9 protein-coding genes are annotated in these 13102 nt (G+C 60.6%); 7 read left to right on the forward strand and 2 right to left on the reverse strand.

Features of this window, described 5'->3' with window-relative positions:
- The first annotated feature begins 45 nt into the window (after positions 1 to 45).
- The 7 genes from AC0QUY_RS04335 (at position 46) to phaC (ending at position 11317) form a co-directional block, all read left to right on the forward strand.
- Positions 46 to 2322: an NADP-dependent malic enzyme gene (locus AC0QUY_RS04335; RefSeq protein WP_475385899.1), complete on the forward strand. Its 2277-nt coding sequence runs from the start codon at positions 46 to 48 to the stop codon at positions 2320 to 2322.
- A gap of 49 nt (positions 2323 to 2371) precedes the next feature.
- Positions 2372 to 3694 (forward strand): NAD(P)/FAD-dependent oxidoreductase, encoded by a 1323-nt coding sequence (locus tag AC0QUY_RS04340; RefSeq protein ID WP_475385900.1) that lies wholly within the window; start codon positions 2372 to 2374, stop codon positions 3692 to 3694.
- Between the two features lie 89 nt (positions 3695 to 3783).
- Positions 3784 to 5175 (forward strand): cytochrome ubiquinol oxidase subunit I, encoded by a 1392-nt coding sequence (locus AC0QUY_RS04345; protein ID WP_475385901.1) that lies wholly within the window; start codon positions 3784 to 3786, stop codon positions 5173 to 5175.
- A gap of 5 nt (positions 5176 to 5180) precedes the next feature.
- Positions 5181 to 6176 carry a cytochrome d ubiquinol oxidase subunit II gene (locus AC0QUY_RS04350; protein ID WP_475386044.1) on the forward strand — a complete coding sequence of 332 codons (996 nt, stop codon included), beginning with the start codon at positions 5181 to 5183 and terminating at the stop codon, positions 6174 to 6176.
- Positions 6177 to 6363: 187 nt separating this feature from the next.
- The gene (locus AC0QUY_RS04355; RefSeq protein WP_475385902.1) at positions 6364 to 8064 is read left to right on the forward strand and encodes a sensor histidine kinase; all 1701 of its coding nucleotides are present in this window, start codon (positions 6364 to 6366) and stop codon (positions 8062 to 8064) included.
- Complete coding sequence (locus AC0QUY_RS04360) at positions 8054 to 9430, forward strand: sigma-54-dependent transcriptional regulator (protein WP_475385903.1); 1377 nt, start codon at positions 8054 to 8056, stop codon at positions 9428 to 9430. The genes AC0QUY_RS04355 and AC0QUY_RS04360 overlap by 11 nt, the downstream gene beginning before the upstream one ends.
- Before the next feature lie 168 nt (positions 9431 to 9598).
- Positions 9599 to 11317, forward strand: coding sequence for a class I poly(R)-hydroxyalkanoic acid synthase (phaC, locus tag AC0QUY_RS04365; RefSeq protein ID WP_475385904.1), 1719 nt, complete (start codon positions 9599 to 9601; stop codon positions 11315 to 11317).
- A 364-nt stretch (positions 11318 to 11681) separates the two neighbouring features.
- On the opposite strand, the gene AC0QUY_RS04370 is transcribed toward phaC, so the two are convergent.
- Complete coding sequence (locus AC0QUY_RS04370) at positions 11682 to 11921, reverse strand: hypothetical protein (protein ID WP_475385905.1); 240 nt, start codon at positions 11919 to 11921, stop codon at positions 11682 to 11684.
- A 38-nt stretch (positions 11922 to 11959) separates the two neighbouring features.
- Positions 11960 to 13084, reverse strand: a complete 1125-nt coding sequence (locus AC0QUY_RS04375) for a glycosyltransferase family 4 protein (protein ID WP_475385906.1) — start codon at positions 13082 to 13084, stop codon at positions 11960 to 11962.
- Positions 13085 to 13102: the final 18 nt, after the last annotated feature.

Consider the following 13102-nt stretch of genomic DNA (forward strand, 5'->3'; position numbering starts at 1 on the left):
CTCGCAGCGGCCTCTCGAACAACGGAATCAAGCTGAGGAAACACGATGAACCAGGATCTGAGGGAAGCCGCACTCGAATATCATCGCCTGCCGAGGCCGGGAAAGATTTCCGTGGTGCCGACCACGGCCATGGCGACACAGCGCGATCTGTCGCTGGCGTATTCGCCGGGCGTGGCGGAGCCTTGCCTGGTCATCGCCAAGGACCCGTTGCAGGCCGATGAGCTGACGGCGCGCAGCAACCTCGTCGCCGTCGTTACCAACGGTACCGCCGTCCTTGGTCTCGGCAATATCGGCCCGCTGGCCGGCAAGCCGGTCATGGAAGGCAAGGCGTGCCTGTTCAAGAAGTTCGCCGGAATCGACGTGTTCGACATCGAGCTCGCCGAGGAGGATCCTGACGCGCTGATCGAGACTATCGCCAGGATGGAGCCGACCTTCGGCGGCATCAACCTCGAGGATATCAAGGCGCCGGAATGCTTCTACATTGAACAGAAGCTGCGCGAGCGAATGAAGATTCCGGTCTTTCACGATGACCAGCATGGCACTGCGATCATCGCCGCCGCGGCAATCCTCAACGGCCTGAAGCTGGTCAAGAAGGACATTGCCGACGTCAAGCTGGTGTGCTCCGGCGCCGGCGCAGCGGCGCTGGCATGTCTCGATCTCATGGTCAGTCTTGGATTGCGGCATGATCGTATCATCGTGACCGACGCAAAAGGTGTGGTGTATGCGGGCCGCTCCGAGGGCATGGATGACAACAAGGCGCGCTATGCCGTTAAGACGGACGCGCGAAAGCTGGACGAGATCATCCAGGACGCGGATATCTTCCTCGGCTTGTCGGCCGGCAACGTGCTGACATCAGACATGGTCAAGAAGATGGCGCGAGATCCCCTGATCTTCGCCATGGCCAACCCGATCCCGGAAATCATGCCGGAGGACGCGCTGGCGGTTCGTCCCGATGCGATCATTGGAACGGGGCGGTCGGACTACCCCAACCAGATCAACAACGTCCTGTGCTTTCCGTTCATCTTCAGAGGTGCGCTCGACTGCGGCGCTACGACAATCAACGAAGAGATGAAGCTTGCCACCGTCTGCGCGCTGGCGGACCTGGCCATGACGGAAGTGCCCGAGGTGGTGGCCGCCGCGTACAAGGGGGAGAAGCTTCGCTTCGGCCGCGACTATCTCATTCCAAAGCCGCTCGACCCGCGGCTGATCGAGGTCGTCGCGCCGGCGGTGGCCAGGGCCGCCGCCGACAGCGGTGTCGCCAAGCGTCCGATCGCGGACATGGAAGCCTATCGCCAGCAGCTGAGCCGGTTCGTCTATCAGTCCGGCAACGCGATGCAGCCGGTCTTCTCGGTGGCGAAGGGCAGCGGCAAGTCCCTGCTTCTGGCGGAGGGCGAAGACGAGCGCGTGCTGCGCGCTGCACAGGTGGTCGTTGACGAGAGGATCGCAAGGCCCTTGTTGGTCGGCCGGCCGTCGACGATCGAGGATCGGATCAAGTCGTTCGATCTCCGGCTGAAGCCGGGCATGGACTGCGACATCATCGATCCACATGATGCGGAGATCTATTCCAAATGCGCGGAAGTGTACCACTCGCGCAGAAAGCGCGACGGCGTATCGGCTGGCCTCGCTCTCTCGGAGACCCGAAGCAATGCGACCGTGCTCGCCTCGCTCCTTCTCGCAAGAGGCGTCGGTGACGCGATGCTGTGCGGGGTCATCGGCAGGACATCTGATCATCTGGCCGCCATTCGCAACGTGATTGGCACCCGGGACGATGTGCGGACGCTCGCCGTGATGCAGATGCTGATTTTGCCGCAGCATCAGCTGTTCATTTGCGACACCCATTGCCATCTTAATCCGACCGCCGATCAGGTCGCCGACATCGCCTTGCTGGCGGCGGCGGAGGTCAGTCGCTTCGGCATCACGCCGCGGGTGGCGTTGTTGTCGCATTCGAGCTTCGGCAGCTCCGCCGTTCCGGAAGCCAACAAGATGCGGGAGGCACGGGCGATCATCCGCCAGCGGTCTCCCGATCTGGCGGTCGAAGGCGAAATGCGCGGGGACGCCGCGCTGTCACCATCCGTGCTCCACCACGAGTTTCCCGATTCCGGTTTCGAGGGACCGGCGAACGTGCTGGTGATGCCGAATCTCGACGCCGCCAACATCTCCTACAATCTGCTCAGGATGGCGGCGGGCCAGGGACTGACGGTCGGCGGCATCCTGCTGGGGGCGGCAAAGCCGGCCCACATTCTCACGCCATCGTCCACGGTCCGGCGAATCGTGAACATGGCCGCCGTCGCGGTGGCAGACGCAGTCTCCGATAGAGCCTGATCCGGAGGATGCGTTTGGACGAGCTGTGAACTGATCGGTTGAGGCCATCATGAGCAAGCCGCAGTTGGGAAAATCCCGGATTGTAATCGTCGGAGGCGGTGCCGGCGGATTGGAGCTTGCGACGCGCCTGGGCGACAAATACGGACGCAAGGGAAAGCTCGACATCACACTGATCGAGCGAAAACGCACGCATGTGTGGAAGCCGAAGCTTCACGAAATTGCCGCCGGGAGCATGGATATCTCAGCTCACGAGGTCGATTATCTCGCGCAATCCTACTGGCACGGCTTTCGCTACCGGATCGGGGAGATGATCGGGATCGATCGGGATCGTCGTCAGGTGCTGGTGGCGCCGTATTTCGACGCTGAGGGTCGCGAGGTCACGCCGAAGCGGACCTTCGGCTATGACGTGCTCGTCGTCGCCGTCGGAAGCCAGAACAACGACTTTGGCACGCCGGGAGTCGTGGACCATGCAATCAAGCTCGAATCGCAGTCGGATGCACGGCGGTTCCACGAAAGAATGGTCAATGCGTGTATCCGCGCGCATGCCCAATCGTCACCTCTGGGAGCGCATCAATTGAAGGTCGCAATCATCGGGGCCGGTGCGACCGGCGTCGAACTTGCGGCCGAGCTCCACAGAACGACGCGTGAAGTGGTGGCGTACGGCCTCGATCAGGTCGATCCTCAGAAGGACATCAGGATTACGCTGATTGAAGCCGCCGAACGGGTGCTTCCCGCCCTGCCGGAACGAGTCTCGAAAGAGACGGAGAAGTTGCTTGGCAAGCTTGGAGTCGATGTGCTGGTCGGCGCCAAGGTCTCCGAGGTCGGGTCCGACCATGTGAGCCTGACGGACGGCCGGACGATTCCCGCTGAATTGATCGTCTGGGCCGCGGGCGTCAAGGCGCCCGATTTCCTCAAGGATATCGCGGGTCTCGAAACCAACCGCATCAATCAACTCGTCGTTCGGCCGACACTGCAAACAAGCCGCGACGACGGCATCTTTGCCATCGGCGATTGCGCGGCCTGCTCGTGGGGCGAGCGCGGCAACGTACCGCCACGCGCGCAGGCGGCCCATCAGCAGGCCTCGCATCTCTATTCCCAGCTTCCGCGTTATCTGCGGGGCGAGCCGATCAAGGACTACAAGTATAAAGACTTCGGATCGTTGGTGTCGCTCGGCGAATTCAGCACGGTCGGCTCGATGATGGGAGCACTCGTGGGCGGCAACCTTGTCTTCGCAGGCATCTTCGCAAGGATGATGTACCTGTCTCTCTACAAGATGCACGAACACGCGCTGCACGGTTCGGTGAAGGTTGCGCTCGACACGCTGGCCCGCCTGATCACCCGGCGGACCGAGCCGCACGTGAAGCTTCATTGATGGCAGGTCGCAAACGGGATGAATATCGCATCGACTGTTGCGTGTTCGACCGACCTCGATGCGCTGCGTCGAAAATGTAGGGGAAGCTGATGGAGGCCGTGTTTCTCGCGCGTATACAGTTTGCCGCCAACATCACGTTCCACATTCTGTTTCCGTCGATCTCGATCGCGTTGGGCTGGGTGCTGCTGTTTTTTCGGCTGAAGCACCTGCGCGCAACCGACCCGCAGCAGAAGCTCGATTGGCTCCGTGCCTACCGCTTGTGGACCAAGGTGTTCGCTCTGACATTCGCGCTCGGGGTCGTCAGCGGCGTCACCATGAGCTTCCAGTTCGGCACCAACTGGCCGGGCTACATGGAGCGCGTCGGCAATATCGCCGGCCCGTTGCTCGGCTATGAAGTGCTGACCGCATTCTTTCTGGAAGCGGGTTTTCTCGGCGTGATGCTGTTCGGTCACCGCCGCGTCGGAGAGATGGTTCACCTGGGAGCGACCTTCCTCGTCGCGCTCGGGACGCTGATGAGTGCGTTCTGGATCCTGGCCCTTAATTCCTGGATGCAGACGCCGGCGGGATACGAAGTCATCGATGGGGTGTTTCACGCCAAGAACTGGCTGGAGATCATCTTCAATCCGTCCTTTCCGTATCGTTTGGTTCATATGACGCTGGCATCCGCGCTGACCTGCGCGTTCCTGCTGATCGGGATCAGCGCCTGGCAGCTCCTGAAAGGCGTAGCGACGGCCAGTGCCTCTCGCGTGCTGCGGACCGGGCTCATTTTCGCTGCCCTGGTCGCGCCCGCACAAATGTTGGCGGGTGACCTTCATGGGCTCAATACACTCAAGCATCAGCCGCAGAAGATCGCGGCCATGGAGGGTATCTGGGAAACGACGCGCGGTGCTCCATTGCTGCTGTTCGCGATCCCGGATGATGCGGCGAGAACGAACCGTTTCGAATTGCCTGTGCCGAAGCTCGCGAGCCTGATCCTCCGCCATGATGCTAATGGCGAAATCAAGGGGCTGAACGAATTTCCATCGGCCCATCCGCCGGTCTTTCCGGTGTTCTGGTGCTTCCGGATCATGGTGGGGACCGGCATCCTGATGTTGCTGGTCAGCTGGATCGGTCTGTGGAGGCACTGGCGCGATGGCTGGGATTTCGCCCGGATGCCGCGACCAATGCTCAAGCTGTTCGCTGGAATGACCTTTGCCGGTTGGGTTGCAACCATTGCCGGATGGTACGTCACGGAAATCGGACGCCAGCCTTTCATTGTTTCGGGTCTCATTAGAACTGCCGATGTCGCCTCACGGGTCCCGTCGTCAAGCATTGCCTTGACGCTCGCAATCTACACTGCGCTCTATCTGACCTTGCTCGCCGCGTATGTCGGCGTGCTGAAATACATGTCGGAAGCTGCGGAAAAGCCCACCGGCCCCATCACATCGAAAGACCTCGCGGAGGGCACGCACCAGTATCAGCGCCGGGGAGAATTCGCATGACTTCGATGTCGTTCGACGAACTGCTTCCGCTGATCTTCATCGGGTTGATGGGGGTATCGCTGCTCGTCTACGTCGTGAGCGACGGATACGATCTCGGGGTCGGCATGTTGATGCATCGAGCGACTCCCGAAGAGCGGGATACCATGGTCGCATCCATTGGCCCGTTCTGGGATGCCAACGAAACGTGGCTGGTCCTTGGCGTCGGCCTGCTCCTGATTGCCTTCCCCAAGGCGCACGGACTGGTCCTGTCGGAATTGTACCTGCCGACCGCTCTCATGCTGGTCGGCCTGATCTTGCGCGGCGCCGCCTTTGATTTCAGGGTCAAGGCCAAGGCCGACCGGAAGGCGATGTGGGACCGCCTGTTCATCGCCGGGTCAATGCTCGCGTCCGTATGTCAGGGCTGGATGCTCGGCCGCTATATCAGCGGCTTCGGCGAGGGCTGGAACTATCCGATCTTTGCCGGCGCAATTGCGATAGCGCTGCCGATGGCATACGCGCTGCTCGGTGCAACATGGCTGGTGATGAAGACGGATGGCCAGCTCCAGGACAAGGCGATCGAATGGAGCAAGATCGCCTGGCCACCGATGGTCCTTGGCTTGATCCTGATCTCGATGGCAACGCCGTGGATCAGCGAGACCGTTCGTGTCAGGTGGTTTACCTTGCCCGCGATGATTGCGGTGGCGTCGATCCCAATCACAACGGGCGTTGCGCTGCTGGCGGCGCGCCTCCTGCTCGGTTCGCCAGCCGTGCGCGGCAGCCTGTGCTGGCTGCCCTTCGCGTTGCTGGTGCTCGTCTTCTTCCTGAGTTTCCTCGGCCTCAGCTACAGCATCTATCCCTTCGTGGTGATCGACAGGCTTACCGTCTGGCAGGCCGCCAGCAGCCCCGAGTCGCTCAAAATCATCCTGATCGGGGTTTGTGTCACGTTGCCCGTCATTATCGCCTACACCGGATTTTCCTATCGCGTATTCCGGGGCAAGACCATAGAGTTGGACTATGCGTGAGTGGTCGTCTGGGGTGGCCGACGCTCCTCGGTTTGTCCTGGTTCACAAGATGACGGAGCTTCCATCCCTGGTGAACATCAAGAGGAGTCCCGAAGTCAGTTCGGTGGTATCGGGCTCCATACGTTGGCTTGTTCGTGGGACAGCTGCCCTTGCCCTGGTCGCTGCCGCTTCGTGGCTTGGATATGCCGTGGCATTCCAGCGCGGACTGGACCATTTGCACGTCGCTGCTCAGCAGCGGCTAGCGGTGGAAGCGGCCAGGCTCGACGGTCATCTCTCCAGATTTGAATATTTGCCGTCACTGCTTGAGACGTCCCCGAGCGTTTTCCGACTGCTTGGCGATCCCGCCGATCCCGCGCTGCAGCAATCGGTTAGCCTGTACCTGAAGTCGATCAATCTGCTTGCGGGAGCTGACAACCTCTACGTCCTGGGCGTCTCCGGCGCGACGCTGGCCGCAGCTGATTTCGACCAACCGGGTACACCGTTTGGCGAGAACCTGTCCTATCGCCCATATGTGAGCGAGGCTCTCTCGAAAGGCCGAGGAGCGTTTTTCGGTGTCGGCATTACCAGCGCCCGCGCTGGCTACTATCTCTCCTATGCCCTGAAGGAGGGCGGAGTGACGAGGGGCATCGCCACCGTCAAAGTCAACCTCGATTCGTTCGAGCGCGCGTGGCGCGACATTGACAGCGATATTCTTCTGCTCGACGAGCGCCGGATCGCGATACTTTCCTCTCGCGACGAGTGGCGCTTTCGTCCAATGGAGCCGCTGTCGCTTCAGATGCACGACGAGATTTCGCGATCCAAGCCATACGGAAACCACGAGCTCACGCCGCTTCGATGGACCTTTGTTGCTCAGTTCTCGGAAGGCGCTGCACGCGTCACCGTAGAAAACGGCGCGGCCTACACCGTCAGCGAACGGCCAATCAACCACGGTCAGTGGAAGCTGATCCTTCTCGATGACGAGGCGCCAACACGGCAGACCGCGCTCATCATTGGCGCAATGTCGGGTCTCGCCGCCATTGTTGCGTTGCTGGTGCTTGGTCTCGTTGAGCAGCGCAGGCGAGCGATCAAGCAACGATTGGCCAACCAGGCGGCATTGCAGGCCGCAAACGACATGCTTGAGATCAGGGTGCAGGAACGAACCGCCGAACTGCGGGCTGCGCAGGATGAGCTTGTCCATGCCGGCAAGCTGGCCGCCCTCGGCCAGATGTCGGCCGGTATGGTGCACGAATTGAACCAGCCGTTGGCTGCGCTGCAGACCGCTGCCGACAATGCGATCTTGCTCGTTGATCGTGGGTCGATCGGCGATGCCCGTGGAAATCTCACCCGGATTGGCGAATTGATACGCCGGCTTGGGCGCTTGACCGGTCAACTGCGGGTTTTCGCGTACAAGTCGAGCAGCCCGCTTGACGTGGTCTCCGTTGAACAAGCCGTGGCTGAATCCCTCAAGATACTCGCCGCGCGCATCAAGGAGGGGCGAGTCGACGTCGTGACGGACATCGATGCGAATCTCTGCGTCGTTGCCGATCAGACGCGGCTGGAGCAGCTGTTGTGCAACATCGTGGCGAATGCGCTGGACGCTGTAGAGAGCGTGGAACAGAAGTCCGTCCTGATTCGAGCGACCAGGGAAGACGGGCAGATCCCTCGTTGCCGCGTCGCCATCAGCAACAGCGGTCCGGCCATCGCGCCCGACGTTCTCCAGCGCATGTTCGAGCCGTTTGTGACGACCAAGCCTGCAGGAAAAGGGCTCGGCCTTGGTCTGATGCTCTCCAATCACATTGCGCGCTCTTTTGGTGGTGAGTTGCGTGCGCGAAACCTGATGCCGCGTGGTGCCGAATTTGTCGTGATCCTTCCATTGGCCGACCCAACAGAGGCTTCGAATGAGCGATGACCAATCAATCGGAGTGATCTACGTCGAGGACGATGACGATGTCCGGATCGGCGGCGTTCAGGCGCTCGAACTTGCAGGATTTTCCGTTTCGGGATTCGTCTCGGTTGAATCCGCTAATGGAGCCGTTCGCTCCGAAATGCCGTTTGTCGTGGTCTGCGACGTGCGCCTGCGCGGCAAGAGCGGCCTTGACTGGCTGTCCGATCTGCGCCGATTGGACCAGGATCTGCCGGTGATCCTGATCACCGGGCATGGCGATATTTCCATGGCCGTGCAGGCAATGCGGAACGGTGCCTACGATTTCATCGAGAAGCCATGCTCCTCGGAGCAGCTCGTCTCGGTGGTACGCAGAGCGGCCGAAAAGCGACGGCTCACCCTGGAAGTACGCTCGTTGCGATCTGTCCTGGCGGACCGACAGGGCATCGAGGCGAGCTTGCTGGGACGGTCGCCGCAGATACAGGAAGTGCGCAGGCTCGTATCCACATTGGCCGCGACCAATGTTGACGTCACGATCTATGGCGAAACCGGAACCGGCAAGGATGTAGTTGCGCGCTGTCTCCACAATCACAGCGGCCGACGCCGCGGCAATTATGTTGCGGTGAACTGCGGCGGCCTCCCCGAATCGCTGGTCGAGAGCGAGTTGTTCGGCCATGAGGTGGGAGCATTTACCGGCGCCACCCGTCAGCGTATCGGAAAGATCGAATATGCGAATGGCGGAACGCTGTTCCTCGACGAAATCGAAAGCATGCCGCTGAGCGTGCAGGTGAAGTTGCTGAGGTCGCTGCAGGACCGATCGATCGAGCGCGTCGGCTCGAACAAGCCAATTTCCGTGGATTGCCGTGTCGTTGCGGCGAGCAAGGCGAATTTGCTCGAGCTGAGCGAGAAAAAGCTGTTTCGTGCCGATCTCTACTATCGCCTCGGCGTCGCATTCATCGAACTGCCGCCGCTCCGAGAACGGCGCGAGGATATTCCCTTGCTGTTCGAGCACTTCACGCTGGATGCCGCCAGACGGTTCGAGCGCGACGCGCCGCTATTGGACGAGCAGACGCTGTCCGTCTTGCTGGCCTATTCGTGGCCGGGAAACGTACGGGAGCTTCGCAACGTCGCCGATCGCTTCGTGCTTGGCGTGCTCGACGGCAAGGCGATCAACAAGTCCGGACTTGGCGCGTCGGATGTGTCGTTGCCTCGACAATTGGAAAACATCGAGCGGTCGATCATCGAGGACGCGTTGCGGCGCAAGCAAGGCGACGTTCAGGCGACCGCAATGCTTTTGGGTATCCCGAAGCAGACGTTATACGACAAGATCAAGCGTCTTTCCGTCAATGTTGACGGGATCAGAGAGGGGACAGTTGTTCGCTCCAGCTCCTGACGACAAAGAGCGGCCATTGCGAAGCCCCGAACAGGCTTGACGGCAGAAGCCATGGGACCGTTGAACAGCAGACAAGCTCTCGGCGCGTACGAGAGAAGGGCGCCAGACAGAAGCTGCCCGAACAGGAAACGAACGAGATCTTCAATCTTGCTGAGTGAGGGGTAAGTGATGAACCGACCATTCAACGTTCCTGACGAATTCGTCGATGGGTTCATGAAGGCGGGCGCGAGCCTGTGGCGATCGCTGGGGTGGGTGCCGAATGCCGATCGCGACGGCACGGCGTTCAGCTCAACCCTGAGTTCGTCAGGGCGTATCGCCGAGTTGCAGGCCGACCATCTGATGCGTCTGTACCAGCTCACGGAAAGCGTCTTCAAATCGGCTGCAGGAATGCAGACCGATGCGACGCTCGAACCTGTGCGCGGCGATCGCCGGTTCAACGGTACGGAATGGCGGGACAATTCGCTCTACAGTCTGTTGAAGCAGTGCTATCTCTTGAATTCGCGCTATTGCACTGACTTCGTCGAAGTGCTGGATCTGGACGAAAAGGAAAAGCATCGGCTGCGCTTCTTTACGCGCCAACTCGTCGAGGCGATGAGTCCGACCAATTTTGTTACCACCAATCCCGACGTCATCAAGCTCGCGACGGATACCGAAGGCCAAAGCCTCAAGGCAGGTCTGGACAATTTGATGTCAGATCTTGGCAAGGGCAGTCTGACGATCACGGACGAGGGCGCTTTCGAGGTCGGAAAGGATGTCGCGGCATCCAGGGGCGCGGTGGTATTCGAGAACGATCTGTTTCAACTCATTCAATATGAACCGGCGACGGAGCAGGTGGCTGTGCGGCCCTTGCTGATCGTGCCGCCCTGCATCAACAAGTTCTACATTCTTGACCTTCAGCCGGCCAATTCCTTCGTGCGGTTTGCGGTCGAGCAAGGCATGACGGTCTTCATCGTTTCCTGGCGCAACCCGGATGCCTCTTGCGGGCATTTTGGGTGGGATGATTACGTCGAGCATGGCGCAATGCGCTCTATCGAGATCGCCCGTTCGATTTCCGGCGCCGACAAGGTCAACGTCGTCGGCTGGTGCGTCGGCGGAACGATCCTGTCGTCTGCGCTTGCTATCCTGCGGACGCAAGGCGACGAATCGGTCGCCAGCGTGACACTGCTGACGACCATGCTCGATTTCCGCGAGCCGGGTGATCTCGGCGTATTCGTGGACGAGGAAAGCGTGCGACAGCGTGAGCTCACGATCGGGAATGGCGGCATTTACCGCGGCGCCGAGCTCGGGTTCGTCTTCCAGACCCTGCGCTCGAAAGAGCTGATATGGCCGAACGTGATCAATAATTACCTGAAGGGGAAGTCGCCCGAGCGTTTCGATCTCCTGTTCTGGAATGCCGACGTAACCAATCTGCCGGGACCGATGTATTGCTGGTACATCAGGAACATGTACCTGGAGAACAATCTCCGGGAGCCTAACAGGTTGACGATGTGCAACACGTCAGTCGATTTGGGGCGGGTCGACCTGCCTGCCTATGTTCTCGCGACCGTCGAAGATCATATCGTTCCGTGGCGGTCCGCCTATCGAACGACGGGCCTGTTCGGCGGCGACACGCGCTTTGTCCTCGGCGCGAGCGGACATATCGCCGGTGTGATCAATCCGGCGTCGAAGAACAAGCGAAGCTATTGGGTGTCGACCGACCGGTGTGACGACCCGGCGACATGGCTGGCCGGCGCCGATGAAAAGCCCGGCAGTTGGTGGAACGACTGGATTGCCTGGCTCAAGCCATGGGCGGAAGAGCAACTGCCGGCGCGCACGCAACTCGGCAGCAACCTTTATCCTCCCGGGGAATCTGCGCCCGGCCGATATGTGAAGGAAAAGGCGGCCTGACGGGAAGCGAGACCTCGTTTGGCCGTTTCGTGCGATAGGCCCGCCGAATCTACGGTTGATGGGTGGAGGGCATAGTCGGGTACGAAAGCAGCGCTAGTCTGGCTGGAGCTAAGGCGTGGCAGAAGGCTGGTGGGCCGGGCAGGACTCGAACCTGCAACCAGACCGTTATGAGCGGCAGAACACTGCGTTTTTGTTCGACTTCGATCGCGTTCGTTGCGTTCCAATCAGGTTTGTTTCCTCGCACAGTGGTATCTCCCGCCGCTAATGCACCCGCGCGGCGTTTCCGCCGGGCTCTTCCATCCGAGACCGATGGGCCGATTACGCGCACCTCAACGGAGGTCGACACGCGCAGGTCTGTGATGGTCTAGGCGGCTGTAGTCAGTCGCGATGTCCTGGCCGGATCAGCAGCGGCGCGGCGCGCCGCTACCGCCATCCAGTCCCGCAACAGTCCCTTGTCCTCTTTGGAAAACGACGCTCGCCGCTTGAGATCCTCGAACGTGTCATCGGGATGGCATCGCTCGAAATCCTCTCGGATCAGCGATTCCAGGTAAATCCGTTCCTCCTCATTGGTTGGGGAGATACTGTAACAGGAGCTGGTCGGCATGGCTGACCTTCGGTTCCTGCATGATCCTGCTGTTTCAGTTATCCTTCCGTGCCGCGGACGATGGTTCTGCTCCGTGTCCGCCGATGGTCGCCGAACGGGCGGCGAGTGTCGAAAGTCGGCCGTCGGGGCGCGTTGTGCTCTCGGAGCATCTTTTGATAGAGCCTCACATAGTCCGTTGTCATTCGGGCGGCGGAGAAGCGCTCCTCGAAGCGCGCACGGATCGCCTTGCGGTCGAGGGCCAGCAGCCCGGGAATGGCTCGCACCGCCTCGTCGACGTCAGACACGATGCGGCCGGTTAGTCCGTCCTCGACGATCTCAGGGACCGACCCGCGGCGAAAGGCAAGCACCGGGGTACCACATGCCATAGCTTCGATCATCACGAGACCGAATGGTTCGGGCCAGTCGATCGGGAACAGTAATGCGGCAGCTTGGCCGAGAAATTCGTTCTTTGTGGTTTCGTTGATCTCGCCGACGAATTCGACGCCGCTTCCTTGCAGCATCGGAGCGACAACGTCGCGGAAATAGCCGTCATCTGCTTTATCGATCTTTGCCGCGATCTTGAGTGGAAGGCAGGCCGCCCGCGCAATCGCGATAGCACGGTCCGGCCGTTTCTCTGGGGAGATGCGCCCAAGAAATGCGAGGTAGCAGCCTTTCGGTTCGAAATTCGGCGTCAGTAGGTCGAGCGGCAGGCCGTGATGAACTGTCCCGACAAAGTTTGCGCTTGGCAGCGGCATCCGCTGCGCATTTGAAATCGATACCAGCGGCATGTCCGAGAAACGCCGGTAGAAAGGCATGTGGTCGGCAAGGTCCTGTCTGCCGTGAAGGGTGGTTAGCGTGCGCGCACGCTCCGGGCGAAACTGCGGGAAGTGCATGTAGTCGATGTGGAAGTGGAGGAGGTCGAAGTCGTCGGCGCGCTCACGCACCTTGTCGAGCATAATCATGTGGTGGGGCACTGCGTCGCGGACGTTCGGCTCGAGGCGTAAGGCGCGAGGCGTGCAGGGTACAAGTTCGGCAGAGGTGATGGAATCCTCGCTCGCGAACAGTGTCACCTGGTGCCCTTGCCGAACCAACTCCTCCGTCAGGTATGAGACGACCCGCTCCGTTCCTCCATAGAGCCGCGGCGGCACGCTCTCGTACAGCGGGGCAATCTGAGCAATCCTCATTTCAGTCCGTCCTTCGTT

This window comes from Bradyrhizobium sp. WYCCWR15520 (assembly GCF_056174665.1).

Bases quoted from the DNA above. Each gene is read 5' to 3' on its own strand.
- AC0QUY_RS04335 (WP_475385899.1), top strand. From the start codon at position 46: ATGAACCAGGATCTGAGGGAAGCCGCACTCGAATATCATCGCCTGCCG.
- AC0QUY_RS04340 (WP_475385900.1), top strand. From the start codon at position 2,372: ATGAGCAAGCCGCAGTTGGGAAAATCCCGGATTGTAATCGTCGGAGGC.
- AC0QUY_RS04345 (WP_475385901.1), top strand. From the start codon at position 3,784: ATGGAGGCCGTGTTTCTCGCGCGTATACAGTTTGCCGCCAACATCACG.
- AC0QUY_RS04350 (WP_475386044.1), top strand. From the start codon at position 5,181: ATGTCGTTCGACGAACTGCTTCCGCTGATCTTCATCGGGTTGATGGGG.
- AC0QUY_RS04360 (WP_475385903.1), top strand. From the start codon at position 8,054: ATGAGCGATGACCAATCAATCGGAGTGATCTACGTCGAGGACGATGAC.
- phaC (WP_475385904.1), top strand. From the start codon at position 9,599: ATGAACCGACCATTCAACGTTCCTGACGAATTCGTCGATGGGTTCATG.
- AC0QUY_RS04370 (WP_475385905.1), bottom strand. From the start codon at position 11,921: ATGCCGACCAGCTCCTGTTACAGTATCTCCCCAACCAATGAGGAGGAA.
- AC0QUY_RS04375 (WP_475385906.1), bottom strand. From the start codon at position 13,084: ATGAGGATTGCTCAGATTGCCCCGCTGTACGAGAGCGTGCCGCCGCGG.